Genomic DNA, 21,499 nt, shown 5'->3' with positions numbered 1-21,499 from the left:
GAGCCTCTTTTTACCCTTTCTTTAATTTAATTTTCGTCCGAATCCCAGCCCAAATGGCGATGGCAAGACCGCCAGCCGTATCCGCAATTAAATCAGTCATTGTATCTGTGTTGCCTCCGCCCTGTAGGGTCATGCCAAAAAATTGATCAGAGCTAAATTCATATACCTCCCACAAAACACCCCCAAGTGCAGCAAACGATAATGTGAATAAAAAGACAAACCACGGCGATATTTCATCCCCTGCATTCCGATGGATTAATCTTTCATACAAGGCAATCCCCGAAAAAGCAAGGATTGCTCCGCTGACAAAATGCATAAAAGTGTCCCACCAGCCAAGTCCATACCAGCCTCGAATCGATCCTAAATATTGTGAGCCGATTAAAAAAATTAAATAGGAGATGACGATGGGCAAATTAAACTGCAGCTTTGTAAATAGCGCCAGCAATAGGGGGACGGCCCCGCAAACAATACCGCCTATGGCAACAGTTGATTTGAAGGATGCTCCATTTTTATAATAATAAAATGCTAAAATTGCCATGAAAACAACATACAATCCACTTAAAAGAATAACGAGCTTCCGATTCATTCAGGAATCCCCCATTTTTAAACTTTTTGTTTTCTAACACCAGAGTAAATAGCGATAAGTAGACCACCGGCACAGCCACATAATAAATCATACATTGTGTCCGTATTGCCGCCGCGCTGCATCGTATGGGTAAAAGTTAAATCCCCAAGAAATTCATAAATCTCCCATATCAAACTTGAAAAAACTGCAAGTGAGAGAATGAAAAGAAAAAGCATGGCAGCCGAAACGCTGCTGCGGACGTTCTCCGGTATTAATCGTTTATACAGAGCAATCCCAACAACCCCAATAAAAATCGCTTTTAAAAAATGAAGAGTAGAATCCCACCATTTGTAGTGCAAATAAAAGCTTGAGATTGATCCCAAATATAAGGAACAAAATAAAAAAATAAAATAGCTGATTATAATAGGGATATTAAAGGGGTTATTTTTCATACGTAATAGAACTAGTGGTAATGCGCTGACCAAAACTCCGCCTAGTGCAACCTGCCATCGGGAGGAATCACCCTTCAAAAGGTAATATATGAGTAAGACAGTCATAAAAATAATAAATGCCGAACTTAAAATGATAATTAATTTTTTCATGATGATTTCATCCTATTCTAATGAATTCCTTAAAATTATGTCCAAACTTAAGAAAATAAGTCTAAAATAGTGATTTAGACTTTTGCTGGTTAGAGTTAATGTATAAAATAAGAAAGAAATTTCTTTTAGACGAAACGTGGCGGTGTTTTTATGCAAAGGGCAAAAATCCCAACCTATGAGCGGATTGCAATTGATTTAGCAAATAGAATTTATGATGGTGAATTTAAAGTCGGAGAAAAAATTCACGGAAGGTCGACGCTGGCTAGTGAATATAAAGTTTCTCCGGAAACTGTTAGACGAGCTATTAAGATATTAGAGGATGTTGATATTGTTCAATCGGCTATGGGCAGCGGAATTGTGATCGCATCCAAAGAGAATGCCATCAAATATATTCATCGATTTTCCAATTTAGCAAGCATTAAAGATTTAGAAAAAGAAATGAATAGTATAATCGTGGAAAGGGAAAAGCTTGATGAGATGATGCTGGATACTCTTAGAAAAATAATGGATTATTCAGGAAAGCTTAGGCATACAAATCCCTTGGCCCCAATAGAGGTAGAGGTCTTTCCAGACTGCAGCCATATTGGTAAAACGATTTCTGAAGTAAAGTTTTGGCAAAATACCGGCGGTACCGTCATCGGTATGAAACGAAACGGGGAAATGATTATCTCACCAGGTCCATATGCGGTAATTATAGAAGGAGATGTGCTGCTTATAATAGGTGATGATAAAACATATGACAGGGTTTTGCATTTTTTAAAGGAATAAAAACAAGCCAGTTTCGAAGGAAACTGGCTTGTTTAAGTTTTATTGAATTAATCCTTCATGTTCCAAAAACTCTTTTGCTACTTTTGCTGGAGACTGTTTCAGACTATCAACCTTATAGTTAAGCTGACGCATTTGATCATCAGTTATTTTACCCGCAAGCGAATTGAGGGCTTTTTTCAATTCAGGATGTTCCTTTAATGTTTCTTGCTTAACAATTGGCACAGCATAGTAAGGCGGGAAGAAATTTTTATCATCCTTTAGAACTTTTAAATGAAAGGCCTCAAGTAAACCGTCAGTGGAAAACGCATCAATAACATCACTTTTATGATTATCTAAGGCTGTATAGCGCAGACCACCGTCAACAGCTTTCACATCTTTAAAATTCATATTATATTTTTGAGAAAGTCCAATCAAACCATCATCACGATTTGGAAATTCAAGTGTAGGACCTAATATTAAGCCATTGCTGACTTTCGCTAAATCAGAAATCGTATTTAACCCATACTGTTTAGCGGTGTCTTGGCGAACAGCCAATGCGTAAGTGTTGTTAAATCCGAGGGGCTTTAATTGTTCAATCCCATATTTTTTAATAAATTCTTTTTGGACAATATTATAGACCTGCTCAGGATCATTTTTGGGCGGCTGCTTTAAAATATTAACCAACCCAGTTCCGGTATATTCGACATATACATCGACGTCCCCTTTATTCAGGGCGCTAAAGGCTACCTGAGAGCCCCCTAAATTAAGCTTTCTTTCTACTTTAAGATCCGTCTTGTCTTCAATTAAATCTGCCAGCATATTTCCTAAAATTAATTGTTCACTAAAATTTTTCGAGCCAATCACAATTTTATCTTCAGCATTGGCCTTTGCATAAATTGAAAAGGCTCCGGCAGTAACAAGCAGAACGGAGGCAATACCAATCACCCATCGTTTTGTCTGCTTACTTGAAGACTTTGAGTACCGTCGTTTGCTTGTATACGAAAGTGCAGATTCCATTTTACCCACAAGAAAGTCAATCAGAAGCGCCAGAATACACGCAGGGATGGCTCCTGCTAAAATCATGTTATTATCAACGGTTTGCACCCCTGAAAAAACGAGGTAACCAAGTCCTCCGGCGCCGACGAAAGCAGCGATAGTCATTAATCCAACAGCGGTTACCGCTGAAATTCTGATTCCCGCCATAATCATCGGGAAGGCAAGTGGCAATTGCACTTTTCTCATTGTTTGACCTTTGGTCAGACCGATGCCTTTGGCGGCTTCCAGAATATCCCTATCAATATTAGTTAATCCTGTATAAGTGTTTTTTACAATTGGAAGCAGTGAATAAAGAACGACCATGATAATTGCGGGCGTGCTTCCGATACCAATAAAAGGAATCAAGAATCCAAGTAAAGCCAAGCTTGGTACAGCTTGAATAACATTTGTCGTCCCAATAACCGGCTTAGAAAGCTTTGGTTCTCTAGAAATAAGAATTCCAAGCGGAATACCTACCACAATCGCGATTAATACGGAAACAATACTTAAATAAAGATGCTGTCCTAGTAAACTAAAAATCTGCTGATAGTTAGACGTTAAATAATTCCAAAAATTACTCATTAAAACGCCACCTCCAAATCAATTAGTTGGCTGCTTAATGCTGATAAAATGCTGCTTCTTGTGATTAATCCAGTTAATTGTTTAGCACTATTCACCACAGGCAAATAGCCTATTTTATGCTCATTCATAGTTGCTAACACTGAAATTAAATTTGCATCTTGGGAAACAGAAAGAACATTTTGTTCCATAATCATTTCAATTGAGGTATTTCGATTAAGAAGTTGAATGCCTTTTAAAGTCACTAGTCCTTTTAGGACGTTATTTTTATCGGTAACCATTAAACTGTCTACCTTATTGTCCTTCATGATCTCAATCGCCTGTAGGACGTTTCTCATCGCTGTAATTTTTACAGGATTCTGAATCATAATATCTTCGGCCAATAATAATTCGGGATTATTCCATACACGTCGTTTCCCAATAAATCCCTCAACAAATTCATTAGCAGGATTTTTTAAGATATTTTCAGGAGTATCATATTGAAGAATATCCCCATCTTTTAAAATACAAATCTTATCTGCTATTTTAATAGCTTCATCCATGTCATGCGTAACAAAAATGATGGTCTTATTCCATTCCTTTTGCATTTGGAATAATTCCTCCTGAAGGGAGCTTCTTGTAACGGGATCTAATGCACTGAAGGGTTCATCCATTAAGATGATATCGGAGTTTGTAGAGAAGGCCCTGGCAACGCCTATCCTTTGCTGTTGGCCGCCGCTTAATTCTTTGGGATAACGGTGCAAATATTCCTTAGGATCTAAACCTACCATTTCCAGCAATTCTAAAGTCTTTTTTTCAATCGACGCCGGATCTTCACCCTTCAGTTTAGGAATCAATTCCAGGTTTTCTTTAATAGACATGTGAGGAAATAATCCTGTGTTTTGAATGACATATCCAATATTTCTCCGTAATTCAATCGGATTCATCTTAGAGATATCTGTCCCGTTGACAAAAATCTGTCCCGATGTGGGCTGAATAAGCTTATTAATCATTTTAAGCAAAGTCGTTTTACCGCATCCGCTTGGACCAATAAAAACAACCAACTGACCTGCTTCAATGTCTAATGAGAAAGTGTTAATAATGGTCTTAGTTCGATATTTCTTAACAATATCTTTAAACTGTATCAAGTTCATTCCCCCTTTTTTTGAAACGTTACCGGTAATGTGACAACTCAATGATAACACATAAGTTGTCACTTTGTCGAGTTCAAGAAAAATTGAAGGATCGGATCAATCTTTTCAAAAGATTAGTCATTAAGTAAAATGGTGTGTGAGCAATGCATAAATAAGTAGGTGGAAAAATGAAAACAATTTTAATTTGCGATGATGATGTGCATATTCGTGGTTTAGTAAAAGGTCTATTATCAAAAGAAGGTTTTAAGATTCTAGCAGCTGATAATGGTGCCGCTGCCTTTGAATTATTACAAAAAGAAATGTGTGATTTGGCCATAGTAGATGTCATGATGCCAATTATGGATGGGTATCTTTTAACGAGTAAAATTCGAAAATTGTACGATATTCCGGTCATATTATTAACAGCGAAAAGCCAGATTGAAGACAAGGAGAAAGGGTTTGAATCTGGGACGGATGATTACTTAATTAAACCCTTCGAACCAAAAGAACTGATTTTCAGGGTAAATGCTTTGTTGCGGAGATATGGTAATTCGAATGAAGCAAATGTAAATTTAGGTTCCTTATACATAAATAAAAAAAGGTATGAAGTTAAAATCAACAACAAAACCTTCATACTTCCACTAAAGGAATTTGAGCTTTTATCATTTCTTGCCGCCCACCCGAACCAGGTTTTTACCCGCAGTCATTTAATTGAAAAGCTTTGGGGATTAGAGTTTGAAGGTGATGATCGAACCGTAGATGTTCATATAAAGCGCTTGCGGGAGAGGTTTAGTGACATCGCTGATGATTTTTCCATCAAAACTATAAGAGGAGTGGGATACTCCCTGGAGGCAGAAAACGCATGATCATGAAATCTTTATATAGTAAATTTGCCTTTATTACGATCATGATCATGATTGTGAGCGGTATTGTGTCGTTTTTCATCTCAAATGTCTACTATCAAGTAAAATTGAAGCAGCAAAATGATGAAAAAATCACAAATTTTGCTTTAGAAATGGCTGATTTTGCAAGCAAACATCCCTCAATAAGCCTTCAGGATTATTTTGGACATATCGGAGTGATTGGTTATCAAATCTTGTTGATAAATCAAGAAGGCAAAAAAATCTATTTTGGTTCCTCTTTCAGGCGAACGAATTTGCCGGAGGTTGTCCAGGAAAGGGTGATGAATGGGGAAGTGTATCATGGAATTCGCCAATTTCCTCACAAAACGTTTGTGACCGGCTTTTTTGCGAATGAATTATCCAATTCCATCGGAGTCCCTTTTCAGTATCAGAATAAAAAATATGCATTGTTTATTCGGCCGGATATTAAACTTTTGTTTAACGAAATGCATATTTTGTTTGGCTGGCTTCTACTCCTATCCATTTTGTTAAGTATTTTTATGGTGCTTATTAGTACTAAATATTTAATTGAGCCTATTAGAAAACTTAATATGGCAACGAAAGAAATATCGGAGGGTAATTTTTCAATCAGATTGAATATTGAACGAAAGGATGAACTCGGGCATTTGGCTGCCAATTTCACCAAAATGTCTGAGAAGCTGGCAAAAGTCGATATGCTGCGAAAAGAATTAATTTCAAATATTTCCCATGATATTCAATCTCCTGTTGCGAATATAAAAGGGTACTTAGATCTCTTGGAAAATAATGATAAACAGGATCCGGACAAACAGCAATATATTCGGATCATGCATTCTGAAGCAGACAGGTTATCAAAAATGACCAAGCAGCTTTTGCTTCTTTCATCAGTAGAAAGTAAAAGAGATTTAATGAATGTAAGTAAAGTGGATATCTCAGGTCTGCTTAAAAGTGTCATTCATCAATACCAATGGAGCATCCTGGAAAAAGGGATTATGATCAGTTACGAGCTCCCGGATGCATGGGTCAAAGGAGATGCTTCTTTGTTATACTCTCTCTGGGAAAATCTGCTGACAAATGCCATTAAATATAATTATCAAAATGGGACGATTGATATTGAATTATTGGAAACAGTGTCAGATATAATAGTTGTTTTTAAAGATACTGGTATTGGATTAGATGAAAAACAAATAGAAAGAGTTTTTGACCGGTTTTACCGCGCAGACGCTTCAAGGGAACGGTCTGTTGAGGGGACCGGGCTTGGCTTATCAATTGTCAAATCAATTATCGATTTACATCATGGAAAAATTGAAGTTAAAAGTCAAAAGGGAAAGGGATCAGTCTTTAAGGTGAGTCTTCCTAAATTGTAACAAAATGGATGAAAAAAGAAGGCAGGCAATCTAAGATATTGCCTGCCTTTTATGTTTATTTTGTAAAAGTTTCCTTAAAAGATGTTAAAATAAAGATAATAAAAAATATTCAAAAAAAGAGGAGAATGTAAAATGAGCTTTGTTCGAGATAAATTTAGTTCGAAGTTTTTCTTTTTCCTCGTGTTTGCTTTTCTATTGATTCATGTGCCCATTATCGGTAATTATGTAAAAATTATTAATACCCTTATCCATGAATCCGGCCATGCTTTGATTGCGCTATTTAGCGGCAATGTCGAAAGAATATCGTTGTTTATGAATTCAGAAGGTGCGACCTATAGTAATCAATCTACATGGATTGGCAGCTTTTTTACCAGTCTTGCTGGCTATACATTTGCTTCTTTTATGGCGTTCCTTTCATTTTTGCTAATCGGAAAGAAAAAACAAATAATCTTAATTGATATATTGTTAGGTTTTATTTTTCTAAATTTGTTATTTTGGGTACGTAATCCATATGGGATATTTTGGCTCTGTTCCTTTGCGGTCGCCTTTTTAATTTTATTGATAAAAGGAAGTCAAGGTCTAAGAGATCATATTTTACTTTTGATTGCTTCAATTTTATTGGTTGATTCCGTTCAAAGTGCTTATGAAATCTTAATTATTAGCTTTATTCAGCCCGGTGCGGCGGGGGATGCTGTAAATCTTTCGCAATTGACGCATATTATTCCTGCGCCACTTTGGGGGATTTTCTTCTTTATTCAGTCACTTTGGTTTTGTTACTACGGCTTGAAAAAAGGCTATTATAAACTGAAAAACTAAAAAAGGAGGACCTGCCTCCTTTACTAATAAAAATACTTTATTTTTGTAAATCTTTTTTCGTTATCTCACTTCGAATACTTGTCTCTTTTGAGAATTCAGTATCTTGTTTTTTGTTGGCCGGATATTTATTTTTCCTCTCACGATTGTCGTTACGATTTGTCATTTAAGTCCCTCCCTTCAATAGGGTCGATGATTATTTTGTACATGCGGATGTTTTTTACTCAAGTAGATTTGAAAAGCACATTGTTGGTAATAGTTAACATATGATAATACAATGACCGATGGATGAAGGGTGGAGTAATAGAAATGAATATTTTAGACGCAATTAATACACGAAGAAATATAAAAAAATTCAAACCAGTTTCAGTTAAGGAAGAGTTGATTCATTCGTGGCTCCAGGCAGCGGCAATGGCGCCTAATCATCGAATGACCGAGCCATGGGAGATTTATATTATTGGAAGTGAAACACGAGCAAAATTGAACCATAAAACAAATTTTGGGAATGCCCCTTTTTTGATGGCAATATTATCCAAACATGGAGCAACAAAAATTGAATCTGAAGAAAATGCAATGGCAACTGCCTGTTTTGTCCAAAATTTTAATCTGGCTGCCTGGGCTGAGGAAGTAGGGACATTTTGGTCATCGATAGGAGCGAAAGGAAAAAATCGAGAGACCCTCGGAATTCCTGATAATTATGACCTCATTGGCGTTCTTGCTGTTGGATACCCAGAAGAAATACCAGCTCCAAAGCCAAGAACTTCAATTAATAGCAAAATAAAGAAGCTGCCATAAGAATAAATAAAGACAAAGCCAACCCTTCATTTTATGGTTGGCTTTGTCTTTTATGTTAAAAGACTTTTATTTACGGACTCTTTAAACTCCAATGTAAGATTGTCGATGATTTTTTGGACAGGTAATATTTCTTTAATTTCATCCACTCTTGCGCCCGCAAAAACTAACCCGTTTTCAACATCCCCATTCACTGAGGTAACGAGAGAATCTAGTGTGCAAAAACGATAAGAACAATTTTTTAAACAATCCTGACATTTAGCAATTTTTAATTTGTCTGATCCACTGATTAAGTTGGTAAAATGATTCCTTATGGCCCTCCCTTGTAAGCCAACAGTAGTTTTAACCAGAACCAAATCATCCTTTTGGGCATTAACGAATTTTTGTTTAAACGCTAATGGGGCATCACATTCTTCGCTGGCCACAAACCGTGTCCCCATTTGCACCCCTGAAGCACCCATAGAAAGTGCTTTTAAGATATCGCTTCCATTCATAATGCCTCCTGCAGCAATAACGGGAATGGAAACCGATTCAATAACTTCTGGAAGTATGTCAAACATTAGGCGATTAGTTCCAAGATGACCTCCAGCCTCAAACCCTTCAACCACTACTGCAGAAGCACCTAGCCTTTCAGAAATTCTAGCCAATTTGGCTGAGGAAACAATCGAAATGACCGGAATTCCAGCTTGTTTTCCCCAGGTATACATATCCCTTGAAATTCCTGCGCCAGAGATAATAAAATCGACCTTTTCTTCTAGGGCAGCTTTCATTTTTTCAGCAAAATCATTCATAGCAAACAAAACATTGACCCCTATATACCCTGTGTCTTTGATTAGATTTCTAGCTTTTTTAATGTGAGCACGCATTTCCGTAACTGAAATTCCTGTCCCAGAAATAATCCCAATCCCACCAGCATTTGCGACTGCTGATGCCAGTTTGCTTAAAGAGATACCTACACCCATTCCTCCTTGAAGGATCGGAACCTTTGGCATGATATGACCTATTTTGAGTTGTGGAAAGTTCAATTCATAACCCCATTTCATATGATTTCTTTTATAACTACTTGTAAATCGTATCATATTGTTTTTAAACTGTATGTGATGTTTGTTACCTGGTCATAAAGGTAGGTTATATTTCTTTTCTAACAAAACAAAGTATAAGAACAAACTTCCGAATCCAAACTATACGTTATGGATAAATTTTTGAATGGTGGGGAAGAGATGGTAAAACTTTTTACAGACATTGATTTGGATGGACTTGGCTGCGGCTTGATCGCTAAGATTGCATTTGGGGAAAAGGCAGATGTAGCATATTGCTCCTACCGAAATCTAAATCAAAGGGTGGAAGCATTTATTTCTAATTTAGAGAATAATGCAGAAGAAGTGTATATAACTGATTTAGCCGTCAATAACGATGTTGAGAAAAAATTGGCAGAAAGATTTCGGCAGGGCAAGCATATTCAAATGATTGACCATCATGCGACCGCGATGCATTTTAATGAGTATAAGTGGGCAAGTGTAAGGGCGGAGTATGAGACGGGTAAAAAGACTTGCGCTACCTCATTGTTTTATGATTTCCTTGTTGAACATGGAAGGTTAGAGCGAAATAAGGCTTTAGAGGAATTTATCGACTTGGTCCGCCAGTATGATACATGGGAATGGGATGAAAATGATAATATCAAAGCAAAAAGATTAAATGATTTATTCTATATCAGGAACCGCGAGCAGTTTGAAGAAGAGATGCTAAAAAGGCTGACAGAAAACAGAGATTCATTTGATCTGACTGAAACGGAAAACATGCTACTTGATATCGAAGAGCAGAAGATAAGCAGATACATTCAGTCGAAGAGCAGACAAATGGTCCAAACCTTTGTTGGCGATTATTGTGTCGGAATTGTCCATGCGGAGCAATATTTATCTGAGTTGGGAAATGCATTAAATAATCTTTATCCGTATTTTGATATGATTGCATTATTGAATGTCGGAGGTAAAAAAATGGGATTCCGAACTATTCACGATGACGTAAATGTAGCCCAATTTGCCCAAAAATATGGCGGCGGCGGCCACCCGAAAGCCTCCGGAGCGGATTTAACAGCTGAAGCATTTGAAACGTTTATTGTGGGAGTTTTTAATCTTTCTTCTCCTAAGCCAGACGCAGATCGAAATGAATTTAATGTGAAAGAAGCCTCCTATGGCAGCAGTTATCAGAACCATAAAGGGGAAATTAGTTTTATTCAGCCGAAGGGTAATAGCAGTTACATTGTATTCCATAATGGGGAGAAGCTAAATCAATCATTCTTGTCTTATGCAGAGGCTGAACGATTTTTAAAAAGAAACTACGCTTCTTGGCTCCGATATGACAAAGAATATCTTCCATTACTTGCAAAAAATCTCCAGATTTCATTGGAGGAAATAAAAGAAAAATATCCTGAAACAATTAGTAACAGGATTGTGGATATTGTAAACATTTAAAAAGAGCTTGGGCAGCCAAGCTCTTTTTTATGTTCATTTAACTATTTCAGATAAAATTTCATAAGAACGAAGCCGGGCTTGATGATCAAATATTTGTGAATTGATAATCATCTCATCTGCCTGGGTTTCATCTAAAAAGGCTTGCAGTTTCTCCTTAACCGTTTTCGGTGAGCCTACAATAGACGTACTCAATCGACCGGCTAACAGTGACTTTTCATAATCACTGCAAAGCGAATCAATATTTTCGACAGGAGGCTGGAGCTTTCCAGGGTTATTTCGGATTAACGCTAGGAATTGCTGCTGCATTGAGGTTGAAAGCCAGTTAGCTTCATTATCTGTTTCCGCGGCAATAACATTCACTCCCACCATGGCATAAGGCTTCTCGAGTACATCTGATGGTTTGAATTTGCTGCGATATAGAGCAAGAGCAGGTTTCGTGTATTCAGGAGAAAAATGACTAGCAAAGGAAAAAGGCAATCCTAATTGTCCTGCTAATTGAGCACTAAAACCGCTGGAACCCAATAACCAAATTGGGACATCCAATCCTTCTCCAGGAATGGCCTTTACATAATTTTTCCCTGATGGATTAAAGTACTCTCGGAGTTCACCCAGCTGCTCAGGGAAGTCATGGCCATCGCTTCGCCGGTCTCTTCTAAGTGCATGGGCTGTCATCTGGTCTGTTCCTGGTGCACGGCCTAGTCCAAGGTCAATACGACCTGGAAAGAGAGATTCAAGCGTTCCAAATTGCTCGGCAATGATTAGTGGTGAATGATTGGGAAGCATAATCCCGCCAGAACCAACGCGGATGGAAGTAGTGCCAGCTGCAACATGACCAATAACCACAGCTGTCGCAGAACTCGCAATCCCTAGCATATTATGATGCTCTGCAAGCCAATAGCGGTTATAGCCTAATTTTTCAACATGACGGGCAAGGTCTAACGTGTTTCTTAATGACTCAGCAGGAGTTCCTCCTTCAATGATGGGAGAAAGATCAAGGACTGAATATGGAATATCACTTAGACGTTTGCTTGTTTTTTCTTGATTCATATTGTCAGCCTCTTTCATAAAAACTTTAATGGGTAATCATAAAGAAATTTTAACAGTTCCATGATGCCTCGCAAAATGAAATGACTTGCCCCAACCATTTTAAGGGTTTATTAAGAATTGAGTGGTAATTTAATCGTGGGTATATTTGATTATTATTTCAAAATTGTAATTTACATGAAATATTATGTAAATCCGCTAACATATTTCCGTAATGGTTTTGAGGTATCATGGATGAACAGGGTGTTTTGGAAAATTTTAATATACCTTTTTGAGTGAATTAAACTATGGGGTGATAAAATGGGTTCAATTTCAAAAAGGAGTAAATATTTCGATAATGCCAAATTTATATTAATTTTTCTTGTTGTTTTTGGGCATCTCATCAGTCCTTTAAAGGAACACGATGGGCTCCTTTTTACCTTATATTCCGCGATTTTTTTATTCCATATGCCAGCATTTATATTAATCTCCGGATACTTCGCAAAAGGTTATAAAAAACCTGGCTACTTGAAAAAGTCTGTAAAAAAAATATTAATTCCTTATTTTATTTTTCAATCTATTTATTCTGTTTATTATTATTTAAACGGACAGGAAGACAAATTGAATTTTGATTTACTCCATCCGCATTGGACGCTATGGTTTTTAATGAGTTTGTTCTGCTGGAATTTGTTGTTATATATCTTCGCAGAACTTAGATGGAAGGGTTTAGTGATTGCTATCGCAATCGGTATCGGGGTAGGTTATGTTGATCATATAGGCAGTTTCTTAAGCTTATCAAGGACATTTGTATTTTTTCCATATTTTTTATTGGGGTACTTACTAAATGGGAATCAGTTAAAAAGGATTATCAGAGCAAAGTACTCCCTTCCATTGGGGATATTAATCATATCAGTAACACTTTTATTGGTTGGATTTGGTTTCCCAAAAGATGCAGTTCCATGGTTGTTAGGTGATACATCATATGCAAACATGGGAGGGAAAGAGGTATCAGATGGGTTATTGCGTGGACTCCAATATGGTGTGACATTCATAGTAATGTTTGGGTTTTTAGCTCTTATACCGTCCACTCAGTTTAAATTAACGAAAATCGGAGAAAGAACCTTATATATTTATTTATTTCATGGTTTTATTATTAAATCGTTTCAAACGTTCATTCCGGATGAGCAATTAAATTCCATATCTGGAAATTATCTTTTACTTTTCATCATTTCTTTCTTGATATGTAAAGTTCTTGGAAGTTATTTGATGAAAAAATATACGCAGCCTCTAGTTGAATTAAAAGTATGATAGCCGAATGTGTTGATCACATTCGGCTAATTTTTTGCCCAATTACAATCCAAGTAATGAACTAACGAAACTTTTCTTTTTTCTTTTGACTTTTCCGTTGTCCAGGACGAGTGGTTTTTCTATTTGAGGCGGTCTTTTCATTTCGTTCATTTCTGTTTGAAGTGTTTCTACCAGTTGTGTTAATTCTTTTATTTGTTGCTGCAGTTCTTCAATTTCACGGCGATGCTGTAAAAGCTGGTAGGAAGCAACCGAATCTGCTTTTGCATGAAGACCCATTTCTAGTTTATTAACTTTTTCAAGCAGCTTTTCAAATGTTTCATTCTTCTCCGTAGAGTTAACTATACCTTTTCGAGGTATCTTCTTCTCTTTTACAGGAACAATTTCTTGAATTAGTGTCCCGCTTTGCAGTTGTTCATGAATTTCTTGTAATACCTTAATGTCCTTGTCATTAAAATGATAATGCCCTCGTTCATTTCGTTCCATTGGCAGGTCGAGCTGTTTTACCCAGCGTTGAATCGTACTAGTAGACACTCCTAATAATTTAGCGGCCTCGCTTGTATTCATATCGAATCCCTCCAAAGTTAAAATTCTCGTAAACTCCGAACGACGATTTGATTAACAATCTTTTAAGCCCAGAATTTCCACCATTTCTTTTCTTTGGATGCTGCTACATCTCTAAAGCTTGTCAGCATTTGTTGAAATGCTAATTCCCTTTGAGTAATTTCTTGACGGTATTGATTTCGTTCTTCGATAAAAAATTCACGGTCAATGGAAATAGCTTCAGCAAGGTTTGAGATTTCGTTATTGGTTACATCAACATAATGAGACAATTCTTCTGTGGTTTCGGAAAGTTGTTTTGAAAGGGTGAAAATTTCTTCAGTTGTTTCCATTGAAACGTTTGCAATATTATTAGAAAGGTATTGCAATGATTCTAGCGTATGTTCAGAAGCTTTTTCAATAGATTCTGAAAGCTGTTGAATATCAGATTGTGTGTTGGCTGATGATTTATAAATCGAATCGGAAATTGATTTGACAGTAGTTAATGTTCCATTTTTAATTTCTTTTTTTACTTCCTCTATTACCTCTTTACGGACAACACTTCGGATTTCTTCTTTTACTTCATTTAAAAAATTTTGCGTATAGGTATCCATGGCTTCGAAAAAAAGATTGGCATTATTTAATGGATACTCCTCTACAACCGCCGGCGTTTTCGGTTCTGAAATGACTTCTACAGAGATGACAGAGGGTTCTAAATCAGTTTCAGCAACATTTTCGGACTCTGGTTTTGGTTGTAGCGATTTGCGAATAAGCTCTTTACTTGCCTTTTTTTCTTGCATACTTTTAATATCGAAAAGGAGGTTTATCTCTCTTTCTCCATAAATTCTTGCCCCTTGTTTTGTCCGGGGAATATCGAGTAACTCATTAAATTCTGTTTCCCACTGACGTAAGGTTCCAGGCGCGATATTTATTTTTTTTGCTGCTTCTTTTAAGGTATAGGTTTTCATTTACAAATCATTCCTCTCTTTAAAAATCTAGGAAATAATCATCGTTATGATAGTAATTCACCATTAAGTATCCTATTTTCCTGCTATATGACAAAAGCTATCAAAACAAGACTTAATGCAAGAAATAACAACATATTACTGCAAATTGAGCGCATTTCTTTTTTTGGAATGAGTAAGTTGAAATAGTTGAGTGTAAACTAAAAGCAAAATGTCGATTGAACAACAATTTTTATTGTGATGTTGGCGATCATTTAGAAGTTGATTTCGGTAAAATGATATAGAATTAGCAAAAATTTTATCTTTGAAAATATTTATTTTGTGGTATAGTTAGAAACGGAAATAAATAATAATCCGCAGGCAGATGCGGTAGAGGTTCTAGCACCCCTCTCAAAAAAAACTAAGAGGAACAGTACTGCTTCTTAGTGGTGCTGTTTTTCTATTTTAAGGAGAATGAGTAAAATGAAAAACAGTAAAGCACTTGTAGTCTTTAGCGGCGGTCAGGATAGTACAACATGTTTATTCTGGGCCTTGGAAAAATTTAAAGAAGTGGAAGTCGTCACTTTTAACTATAATCAGCGTCACAGCCTTGAAATTGATTGCGCCAAAAATATTGCAAATGAACTTGGTGTCAAGCACCATATTTTAGACATGGCACTGCTAAATCAATTAGCGCCAAGTGCATTAACACGGGAGGATATTGAAGTAAAGGATGGCGAAGAGGGCGAATTGCCATCATCCTTCGTACCAGGAAGAAATTTAGTCTTTTTAACGTTTGCAGGAATCTTAGCGAGTCAGATCGGCGCCAAGCATATTGTTACAGGTGTTTGTGAAACAGACTTTAGCGGCTATCCAGATTGCCGCGATATTTTTGTGAAGTCTTTAAACGTTACCCTTAATTTATCGATGGATTCCCAATTTGTAATCCACACACCACTAATGTGGATTAATAAAGCAGAAACTTGGGAATTAGCCGATAAATTAGGAGCTTTAGATTTTGTCAGAGAAAAAACGCTAACTTGTTACAATGGCATTATTGCCGATGGCTGCGGCGAATGTCCTGCCTGCAAGTTACGACAAAATGGATTAGATGAATACTTGAAAATTCGAAAGGAGTTTTAACAGCTATGTATGGTTTTCGAATTGTTGATAAACTCCAAAAGATTGATGTAGATATCCAAAAAGAGCAGCTAAGGTATCATAAAAAGCGTGTCATGGTAAGTAAAGAATTCACCTTCGATGCTGCCCATCACCTGCACAACTATGAAGGAAAATGCAAGAACTTACATGGGCATACCTATAAAGTGATATTTGGTCTCAGTGGTTTTGTCGATGAGCGCGGTTTGATGATGGACTTTGGCGATATTAAAGATATTTGGAAAAATGAAATTGAAGTCTTCCTCGATCATCGGTATTTAAATGAAACTCTTCCGCCGATGAATACGACAGCTGAAAATATGGTTGTTTGGATTTATGAAAAAATGACTGAAGCACTAAGCCAAGATGAAAGACAGAAACAGTACCACGGTGTAAGGGTGGAATTTGTCCGTTTATTTGAAACACCGACGAGTTATGCGGAAGCCAGAAGGGAGTGGATGGAAGTTGAGTAAATTGCCTGTAATGGAAATTTTCGGGCCAACCATCCAAGGCGAAGGCATGGTTATCGGTCAAAAAACGATGTTTGTAAGAACGGCGGGCTGTGATTATTCCTGCAGCTGGTGTGATTCATCTTTTACATGGGACGGAACCGGTAAAAATGACATCAATATGATGACAGCAGATGAAATTTGGGAAGAATTAAAAAGGCTTGGGGGAAATGGGTTCTCGTTTGTAACTATATCTGGAGGTAACCCTGCACTATTAAAAAATTTAGATACTTTAATAGAACTATTCAAAGAAAATAATATAAAAATCGGCCTAGAAACGCAGGGCAGCAGATGGCAGGATTGGTTCGTGGATATTGATGAATTAACAATTTCGCCAAAGCCGCCTAGTTCAAAAATGGAAACAGACTTCTCCATTCTTGATACAATCCTAAACCGCCTTGAAGATCCCTCAAAACATGTAAGTATAAAGGTTGTCATTTTTGATGACCAAGATTATGACTATGCCAAAAAAGTATACCAGCGTTATCCGACTGTTCCTTTCTTTTTGCAGGTTGGAAATGATGAATTAGCAACAACCGATAATCTGGCATTAGTTAGTCAATTATTGAATAAGTATGAGTGGCTTATTAATAAAGTGATGGATGATGTTGAATTTACAAATGTAAAAGTCCTTCCACAATTGCATACTTATATTTGGGGCAATAAACGAGGGGTTTAGATCGAATTATTGGGGTAAACTATGTGCGAGTCGTTTCAAGGTAAAGTGAGGGAATATATGAAAAAGCTGCTATTTTTCCTATGTCTTTTCGTAATTGGACTTCCCGGTGTAGTTTTCGCTCAGCAAAAGGTACCCATTCTTATCTATCACTCGATTGATGAATTTACTGGTCATGGTTCAAAAGAGTTATATGTTACACCGGATAATTTTAAAAAGCAAATGATTTATTTGAGAGATCATGGCTATACCCTGTTGACTTTCGAACGCTGGCAAGATGTTCAAAAAGTGAAAAAGCCCATTTTTATTACCTTTGATGATGGATATAAAAATAATTTAAACGCGTTTGCAATTTTTCAAACAGTGAAAACGAATCATTTCAAGCCTGCTGGAACTATTTTTGTGATATCAGATTTTATTGGCCGTTCAAATCGCTTATCGCAAATGGATTTGAAGATGATGGCGGATTCTGGCTTGATTTCTATTCAATCTCATACGGCAACCCATCCAGATTTAACCAAATCGGAGAATTTGACTTATGAACTAAAGGAATCGAAAGAAAAAATACAGAGGATAACGGGCAAACCAGTCATCGCCTTGGCCTACCCTTATGGAAATGCTGATGAACATGTTGTTAACGAGACGAAAATGTACTATTCCTACGGACTTACTACTACTCCTGGGCCATTTACAAAAACCGGGATTAAGCATGAAGTTTATCTTTTGCCTAGAACGTACGTGAAATATTCAACAACACTTGAAGACTTTGCACAAATAGTAAAATGACCATAAAGATAGGCGATTACTTTTTACAAGGTAATCGTCTTTTTTTGTGGTTTAGATAATATGCTCTTTTTAGGGGGGAGTGGGGATGAATTCGGGGATTAGTGTATGGCAAGAGCATTCATTTTGGCTGGAAATTCTCCAGGATCATGCAATTTTTGTTCGCGATCACTTATCAATAGAAGCTGAAGAGGCAATTTCCATCGCTGAAAGGTTTAAAGAATCATTCGGTGCCTTACTCAATAGCCTGCAGCAATTGAATCCAGACTTAACTGTTTCAGCAAGTGAACAAATTGCTTTTGCTAAACAAGCTTATTCTGTTTCATTTGAGTACTATCGATTTGAGGGTCATTTACAAAATCTTAGGATTAAAAATGAAATAAATTTAAACTTATCGCCAACCTATTTAAATGGAACATTGAATGAAAACCAAGAGTACTTACGGATCCTTTCTTATTTTGTCAATGGACAGCAGCCTGTTCCCTTACGGCTCGATCAACTGCTGGATTTATGGCTGGAGGATCAGCTCGGTCATATCATTTTATTAAGGAATATTGTAGATCCTATTGAATTGGCCGTCGATAGGCAGACAGATGTGTATGCACAAAGGTTTCAAATGTTTATTCTCCAAAATCATCATGTAAAGGGATTTCTTAGATTTACGGAGCAGGGTTTCCCTCGTCAGAAAGAGCTTGCTATAGAAATAGGAAGAAGCGTTATTGAAATGAATCAGTTCGTCAGGTCAATCGTGGAAAAATATAGAGGCAGTAAACTATTAAATAAAACAACATTAAGATTTTTAGAACACCACTTTCCGGAAACTTGCTACTTTATTAAAAAATTAGCGGAATTTGCACCAGAACTTCATTTAGAAAGCACACATTGCTCCTTAAGAAAACCATCTTTTAGCTAAATAGAGAAACTGAGCATCTACGGCTGCTCAGTTCTTACTATTAATTATATGAATATCTCGATAATGACAAAGCATTGTAATCTGTACGAAACTTCCGTGTAAACTATCACAGCTATAATAGAACAAAGACTCTAGTAGGGCGGGTGTTTTTATATGGAAGAGACAATGGTAAAATCTTATTTGCAAAAATCACTAGAAGAGTGGAAGGATGATATTTCACTCGTTCTTGATGAAATTGCGTCTGAATATGATGAGGTGGCCCAAGAATTAAAGGTGTATTCATATAAATATGGGATTACCAAACAAGTTATTCAATCGACAGTTAATGAGGAAATTATTGAGAAAATTCGCCAAATGTATCATAAACCTTTCGAAGAAAGCTATAACCAGCTGAAGGAATACATAAAAGATCTCGAAGAAAAACGAAGAGTTTTCCAAATGTTTATTCAAAAAATCGAAGAAGTAACCAAGAAAGAATCAGCTAAGATTACAACTTATTAATTGTATTAGGAGGCATCCTTTAAGGGACTGCCTCCTTTTAATTTGGCGTGAACCACTCCAAAAGGGATTTGCATATATTGATTAGAAGGATGGAATAGCGAGGTGTCAATATATGATAACAGCAAAAATTGGAAGTAATACTTATCAAATCCCGGATAACCTCGAGGAGTATTTTCAATCGTTTCGAAAACAAGTGATAGGGATGAATCAAGAGTTTGAATCGCCCTATGGCAAAAAGAAAATTATTTATGCCGACTGGACAGCCAGTGGACGATTGTATAGACCAATTGAACAAAAAATTTCTGAAGTATTTGGACCATATATGGCCAATACACACACAGAATCCAATATTACCAGTCTAATGATGACTGAAATTTATAAGCAATCAAGAAGGATTATTAAGGAACATGTTAATGCCGATATGAATGACGCTGTCATCTTGGATGGTTTTGGAATGACATCAGTCATCAACAAATTTCAAAGGCTCATAGGCATCAGGGTGCCAGAACAATGGAAGAATCACCTGCAGATTCCAGAGGAAGATAGACCGGTTATTTTTCTGACTCATATGGAGCACCATTCGAATCAAACCTCCTGGCTCGAGACTTTGGGAGAGGTGGTGATCATTCCACCCGATCCGGAAGGTGGAGTGGATGTTCATCAATTGGAATTTCAACTCTCTCGATACAAAGAACGCCGAATTAAAATCGGTTCTTTTACTGCCTGTTCCAATGTATCTGGAATCCAAACTCCTTATCATCAATTAGCAAAAATAATGCATCAACATGGCGGGATTTGTTGTGTGGACTTTGCCGCATCTGCCCCATATATCAAGATCGATATGCATCCTAAAGATCCGCTGGAAAAGCTAGATGCTATTTTTTTCTCACCCCACAAATTTTTAGGAGGACCTGGAACAAGCGGGGTATTAGTCTTTGATTCTCGATTATATAAAAATAAGGTACCCGACCATCCAGGAGGCGGAACGGTGACATGGACAAATCCATGGGGCAATCATAAATATTATGATGACATTGAACTGCGGGAAGATGGAGGTACACCTGGCATTCTTCAAGGCATTCGTATCGCCCTTTGCTTGAATTTGAAAAAACAAATGGGAGTTCCGAACATTTTAAAAAGAGAAAAAGAGCAGCTTGCTTTATTGCTATCACAATTAGAGGATATTCCAACCCTGCACATATTAGACGGTCACATCAAGGATCGCTTGGGAATCGTGTCTTTTTATGTGGAAAACATCCACTACAATTTAATTGTCAGATTACTTAATGATCGATTTGGCATTCAGGTAAGGGGAGGCTGTTCGTGCGCTGGAACTTATGGGCATTACCTTTATAACATAAATGAAAAAATATCAAAGCAAATTACGGACCAAATAAATCTGGGTGATATGTCCACTAAACCTGGCTGGGTTCGCTTTTCCTTACATCCCATCATGACTAATGACGAGATTTCAATGTTTGTTAGAGCAATGGCGGAAATAGTCAGCAACATTTCTGACTGGAAAAAGGACTATGTATATGATCCTGCGAGCAATGATTACTTTTATATTAATCATATTAGAGAGGATATGTCGCCATTATTCCGCTTTGAATAGGGAGGTATCACGGGCAAGCGGCTTTTCATATGCTAATCAAAAAAAGGGGGTGGTTTGGGATGATTCATACAGTAAGAGCTGGTGAAACGTTACCTATCATATCCGCTAATTATCGGGTTAGCCTCAGGCGGCTTTATGCAGCAAATCCCGGGATAGGGCATTTGCATGCAGGACAAAAAATTCAAATTCCCGGTCTGCCGGAGCCGAATACGATCCCTTTTTCTATCCTTATTTCAGTAGGGAAGAGAAACCTTGTATTATATAATAATGGGAGATTAGTGAGAATTTTTCCAATTGCAGTCGGGAAGATGTTGACAAATACTCCAACTGGAGAATTTGTCATTGTGAATCGACAGTACAATCCTGGAGGGCCGTTTGGAGTTTTATGGATGTCGCTTTCAAAACAGGGTTATGGGATACACGGTACCAATGATCCAAGTTCAATCGGCAAGGCTGTTTCCCATGGATGTGTAAGAATGTACAATCGAGATGTTTTGCAGCTGGCGGATATGGTCCCGAATGGAACTAGGGTTGTAATTAGTCCATAAATTTTAGATAAAAGGCCCAC

At 37.1% G+C, this 21,499-nt stretch carries 24 protein-coding genes; 15 read left to right on the top strand and 9 right to left on the bottom strand.

Translation table 11 applies throughout. The features are described from left to right. Positions 1–10 precede the first annotated feature (10 nt). Both PH210_RS21400 and PH210_RS21395 read right to left on the bottom strand, forming a co-directional pair. The gene (locus PH210_RS21400; protein WP_289988318.1) at positions 11–586 is read right to left on the bottom strand and encodes a DUF2238 domain-containing protein; all 576 of its coding nucleotides are present in this window, start codon (positions 584–586) and stop codon (positions 11–13) included. A gap of 17 nt (positions 587–603) precedes the next feature. Next, complete coding sequence (locus tag PH210_RS21395) at positions 604–1,167, bottom strand: DUF2238 domain-containing protein (protein WP_289988316.1); 564 nt, start codon at positions 1,165–1,167, stop codon at positions 604–606. Between the two features lie 150 nt (positions 1,168–1,317). Between PH210_RS21395 and PH210_RS21390 the strand changes: the two genes are divergently transcribed. Continuing rightward, positions 1,318–1,935, top strand: coding sequence for a GntR family transcriptional regulator (locus tag PH210_RS21390; protein ID WP_289988315.1), 618 nt, complete (start codon positions 1,318–1,320; stop codon positions 1,933–1,935). Positions 1,936–1,974: 39 nt separating this feature from the next. On the opposite strand, the gene PH210_RS21385 is transcribed toward PH210_RS21390, so the two are convergent. Then, positions 1,975–3,531 (bottom strand): ABC transporter permease/substrate-binding protein, encoded by a 1,557-nt coding sequence (locus tag PH210_RS21385; RefSeq protein ID WP_289988312.1) that lies wholly within the window; start codon positions 3,529–3,531, stop codon positions 1,975–1,977. Beyond that, the gene (locus PH210_RS21380) at positions 3,531–4,661 is read right to left on the bottom strand and encodes an ABC transporter ATP-binding protein (RefSeq protein ID WP_289988309.1); all 1,131 of its coding nucleotides are present in this window, start codon (positions 4,659–4,661) and stop codon (positions 3,531–3,533) included. Before PH210_RS21380 ends, PH210_RS21385 begins: the two co-directional genes overlap by 1 nt. Before the next feature lie 167 nt (positions 4,662–4,828). On the opposite strand from PH210_RS21380, the gene PH210_RS21375 reads away from it, so the two are divergent. The 3 genes from PH210_RS21375 (at position 4,829) to PH210_RS21365 (ending at position 7,704) form a co-directional block, all read left to right on the top strand. Continuing rightward, entirely contained in the window at positions 4,829–5,506 is a 678-nt protein-coding gene (locus PH210_RS21375; protein ID WP_289988307.1) for a response regulator transcription factor, read from the top strand. Further along, on the top strand, positions 5,503–6,888 hold the full coding sequence (locus PH210_RS21370) for a HAMP domain-containing sensor histidine kinase (protein ID WP_354670005.1): 1,386 nt from the start codon (positions 5,503–5,505) through the stop codon (positions 6,886–6,888). The genes PH210_RS21375 and PH210_RS21370 overlap by 4 nt, the downstream gene beginning before the upstream one ends. Before the next feature lie 132 nt (positions 6,889–7,020). Beyond that, the gene (locus PH210_RS21365; RefSeq protein WP_289988305.1) at positions 7,021–7,704 is read left to right on the top strand and encodes a M50 family metallopeptidase; all 684 of its coding nucleotides are present in this window, start codon (positions 7,021–7,023) and stop codon (positions 7,702–7,704) included. Positions 7,705–7,741: 37 nt separating this feature from the next. Here PH210_RS21365 and PH210_RS21360 read toward each other — a convergent pair whose 3' ends face one another. Beyond that, positions 7,742–7,867, bottom strand: a complete 126-nt coding sequence (locus PH210_RS21360; RefSeq protein WP_289988303.1) for a hypothetical protein — start codon at positions 7,865–7,867, stop codon at positions 7,742–7,744. A gap of 143 nt (positions 7,868–8,010) precedes the next feature. Between PH210_RS21360 and PH210_RS21355 the strand changes: the two genes are divergently transcribed. Further along, positions 8,011–8,496, top strand: coding sequence for a nitroreductase family protein (locus PH210_RS21355; protein WP_289988301.1), 486 nt, complete (start codon positions 8,011–8,013; stop codon positions 8,494–8,496). 50 nt (positions 8,497–8,546) lie between these two features. On the opposite strand, the gene PH210_RS21350 is transcribed toward PH210_RS21355, so the two are convergent. Beyond that, a complete protein-coding gene (locus PH210_RS21350; RefSeq protein WP_289988299.1) occupies positions 8,547–9,536 on the bottom strand; it encodes an NAD(P)H-dependent flavin oxidoreductase in 990 nt (329 codons plus the stop codon). Positions 9,537–9,713: 177 nt separating this feature from the next. Between PH210_RS21350 and PH210_RS21345 the strand changes: the two genes are divergently transcribed. Further along, on the top strand, positions 9,714–10,964 hold the full coding sequence (locus PH210_RS21345; RefSeq protein WP_289988297.1) for a DHH family phosphoesterase: 1,251 nt from the start codon (positions 9,714–9,716) through the stop codon (positions 10,962–10,964). A gap of 33 nt (positions 10,965–10,997) precedes the next feature. Here the strand turns inward: PH210_RS21345 and PH210_RS21340 are convergent, their stop codons facing one another. Then, on the bottom strand, positions 10,998–12,011 hold the full coding sequence (locus PH210_RS21340) for an LLM class flavin-dependent oxidoreductase (RefSeq protein ID WP_289988295.1): 1,014 nt from the start codon (positions 12,009–12,011) through the stop codon (positions 10,998–11,000). Between the two features lie 297 nt (positions 12,012–12,308). Between PH210_RS21340 and PH210_RS21335 the strand changes: the two genes are divergently transcribed. Continuing rightward, the gene (locus tag PH210_RS21335) at positions 12,309–13,295 is read left to right on the top strand and encodes an acyltransferase family protein (RefSeq protein WP_289988293.1); all 987 of its coding nucleotides are present in this window, start codon (positions 12,309–12,311) and stop codon (positions 13,293–13,295) included. A gap of 42 nt (positions 13,296–13,337) precedes the next feature. Here the strand turns inward: PH210_RS21335 and PH210_RS21330 are convergent, their stop codons facing one another. Together PH210_RS21330 and PH210_RS21325 are read right to left on the bottom strand one after the other, a co-directional pair. After that, positions 13,338–13,859, bottom strand: a complete 522-nt coding sequence (locus tag PH210_RS21330; RefSeq protein ID WP_289988291.1) for a MerR family transcriptional regulator — start codon at positions 13,857–13,859, stop codon at positions 13,338–13,340. Between the two features lie 62 nt (positions 13,860–13,921). Continuing rightward, a complete protein-coding gene (locus PH210_RS21325; RefSeq protein WP_289988290.1) occupies positions 13,922–14,800 on the bottom strand; it encodes a MerR family transcriptional regulator in 879 nt (292 codons plus the stop codon). Between the two features lie 459 nt (positions 14,801–15,259). On the opposite strand from PH210_RS21325, the gene queC reads away from it, so the two are divergent. From queC to PH210_RS21285, 8 genes are all read left to right on the top strand, one after another. Then, entirely contained in the window at positions 15,260–15,919 is a 660-nt protein-coding gene (gene queC, locus PH210_RS21320; RefSeq protein ID WP_289988288.1) for a 7-cyano-7-deazaguanine synthase QueC, read from the top strand. Positions 15,920–15,924: 5 nt separating this feature from the next. Continuing rightward, entirely contained in the window at positions 15,925–16,407 is a 483-nt protein-coding gene (gene queD, locus PH210_RS21315; RefSeq protein WP_289988285.1) for a 6-carboxytetrahydropterin synthase QueD, read from the top strand. Then, complete coding sequence (gene queE, locus PH210_RS21310; protein ID WP_289988283.1) at positions 16,400–17,122, top strand: 7-carboxy-7-deazaguanine synthase QueE; 723 nt, start codon at positions 16,400–16,402, stop codon at positions 17,120–17,122. The genes queD and queE overlap by 8 nt, the downstream gene beginning before the upstream one ends. A gap of 57 nt (positions 17,123–17,179) precedes the next feature. Beyond that, the gene (locus PH210_RS21305; RefSeq protein WP_289988280.1) at positions 17,180–17,905 is read left to right on the top strand and encodes a polysaccharide deacetylase family protein; all 726 of its coding nucleotides are present in this window, start codon (positions 17,180–17,182) and stop codon (positions 17,903–17,905) included. Between the two features lie 85 nt (positions 17,906–17,990). After that, on the top strand, positions 17,991–18,815 hold the full coding sequence (locus PH210_RS21300) for a DUF2935 domain-containing protein (protein ID WP_289988278.1): 825 nt from the start codon (positions 17,991–17,993) through the stop codon (positions 18,813–18,815). 153 nt (positions 18,816–18,968) lie between these two features. Beyond that, positions 18,969–19,316: a hypothetical protein gene (locus tag PH210_RS21295; protein ID WP_223595528.1), complete on the top strand. Its 348-nt coding sequence runs from the start codon at positions 18,969–18,971 to the stop codon at positions 19,314–19,316. 112 nt (positions 19,317–19,428) lie between these two features. Next, complete coding sequence (locus PH210_RS21290) at positions 19,429–20,931, top strand: aminotransferase class V-fold PLP-dependent enzyme (protein WP_289988274.1); 1,503 nt, start codon at positions 19,429–19,431, stop codon at positions 20,929–20,931. 59 nt (positions 20,932–20,990) lie between these two features. After that, positions 20,991–21,479 carry a L,D-transpeptidase family protein gene (locus PH210_RS21285; RefSeq protein WP_289988272.1) on the top strand — a complete coding sequence of 163 codons (489 nt, stop codon included), beginning with the start codon at positions 20,991–20,993 and terminating at the stop codon, positions 21,477–21,479. Positions 21,480–21,499: the final 20 nt, after the last annotated feature.

Origin of the sequence: Paenibacillus sp. BSR1-1, assembly GCF_030403775.1 — a bacterium.
Lineage (GTDB): Bacteria > Bacillota > Bacilli > Bacillales > Cytobacillaceae > Neobacillus.
The sequence above is the reverse complement of the archived record's forward strand: the minus strand, read 5'-3'. Positions and strand labels throughout refer to the sequence as shown.

What these genes read in the sequence shown, in the direction of transcription:
- PH210_RS21335 (WP_289988293.1), top strand. Translation starts at nt 12,309, where the DNA reads ATGGGTTCAATTTCAAAAAGGAGTAAATATTTCGATAATGCCAAATTT.
- PH210_RS21355 (WP_289988301.1), top strand. Translation starts at nt 8,011, where the DNA reads ATGAATATTTTAGACGCAATTAATACACGAAGAAATATAAAAAAATTC.
- PH210_RS21395 (WP_289988316.1), bottom strand. Translation starts at nt 1,167, where the DNA reads ATGAAAAAATTAATTATCATTTTAAGTTCGGCATTTATTATTTTTATG.
- PH210_RS21295 (WP_223595528.1), top strand. Translation starts at nt 18,969, where the DNA reads ATGGAAGAGACAATGGTAAAATCTTATTTGCAAAAATCACTAGAAGAG.
- PH210_RS21380 (WP_289988309.1), bottom strand. Translation starts at nt 4,661, where the DNA reads ATGAACTTGATACAGTTTAAAGATATTGTTAAGAAATATCGAACTAAG.
- PH210_RS21305 (WP_289988280.1), top strand. Translation starts at nt 17,180, where the DNA reads ATGAAAAAGCTGCTATTTTTCCTATGTCTTTTCGTAATTGGACTTCCC.
- queD (WP_289988285.1), top strand. Translation starts at nt 15,925, where the DNA reads ATGTATGGTTTTCGAATTGTTGATAAACTCCAAAAGATTGATGTAGAT.
- PH210_RS21375 (WP_289988307.1), top strand. Translation starts at nt 4,829, where the DNA reads ATGAAAACAATTTTAATTTGCGATGATGATGTGCATATTCGTGGTTTA.
- PH210_RS21345 (WP_289988297.1), top strand. Translation starts at nt 9,714, where the DNA reads ATGGTAAAACTTTTTACAGACATTGATTTGGATGGACTTGGCTGCGGC.
- PH210_RS21400 (WP_289988318.1), bottom strand. Translation starts at nt 586, where the DNA reads ATGAATCGGAAGCTCGTTATTCTTTTAAGTGGATTGTATGTTGTTTTC.
- PH210_RS21325 (WP_289988290.1), bottom strand. Translation starts at nt 14,800, where the DNA reads ATGAAAACCTATACCTTAAAAGAAGCAGCAAAAAAAATAAATATCGCG.
- PH210_RS21365 (WP_289988305.1), top strand. Translation starts at nt 7,021, where the DNA reads ATGAGCTTTGTTCGAGATAAATTTAGTTCGAAGTTTTTCTTTTTCCTC.
- PH210_RS21360 (WP_289988303.1), bottom strand. Translation starts at nt 7,867, where the DNA reads ATGACAAATCGTAACGACAATCGTGAGAGGAAAAATAAATATCCGGCC.
- PH210_RS21350 (WP_289988299.1), bottom strand. Translation starts at nt 9,536, where the DNA reads ATGAAATGGGGTTATGAATTGAACTTTCCACAACTCAAAATAGGTCAT.
- PH210_RS21370 (WP_354670005.1), top strand. Translation starts at nt 5,503, where the DNA reads ATGATCATGAAATCTTTATATAGTAAATTTGCCTTTATTACGATCATG.
- PH210_RS21330 (WP_289988291.1), bottom strand. Translation starts at nt 13,859, where the DNA reads ATGAATACAAGCGAGGCCGCTAAATTATTAGGAGTGTCTACTAGTACG.
- PH210_RS21290 (WP_289988274.1), top strand. Translation starts at nt 19,429, where the DNA reads ATGATAACAGCAAAAATTGGAAGTAATACTTATCAAATCCCGGATAAC.
- PH210_RS21285 (WP_289988272.1), top strand. Translation starts at nt 20,991, where the DNA reads ATGATTCATACAGTAAGAGCTGGTGAAACGTTACCTATCATATCCGCT.
- PH210_RS21300 (WP_289988278.1), top strand. Translation starts at nt 17,991, where the DNA reads ATGAATTCGGGGATTAGTGTATGGCAAGAGCATTCATTTTGGCTGGAA.
- PH210_RS21385 (WP_289988312.1), bottom strand. Translation starts at nt 3,531, where the DNA reads ATGAGTAATTTTTGGAATTATTTAACGTCTAACTATCAGCAGATTTTT.
- PH210_RS21390 (WP_289988315.1), top strand. Translation starts at nt 1,318, where the DNA reads ATGCAAAGGGCAAAAATCCCAACCTATGAGCGGATTGCAATTGATTTA.
- PH210_RS21340 (WP_289988295.1), bottom strand. Translation starts at nt 12,011, where the DNA reads ATGAATCAAGAAAAAACAAGCAAACGTCTAAGTGATATTCCATATTCA.
- queC (WP_289988288.1), top strand. Translation starts at nt 15,260, where the DNA reads ATGAAAAACAGTAAAGCACTTGTAGTCTTTAGCGGCGGTCAGGATAGT.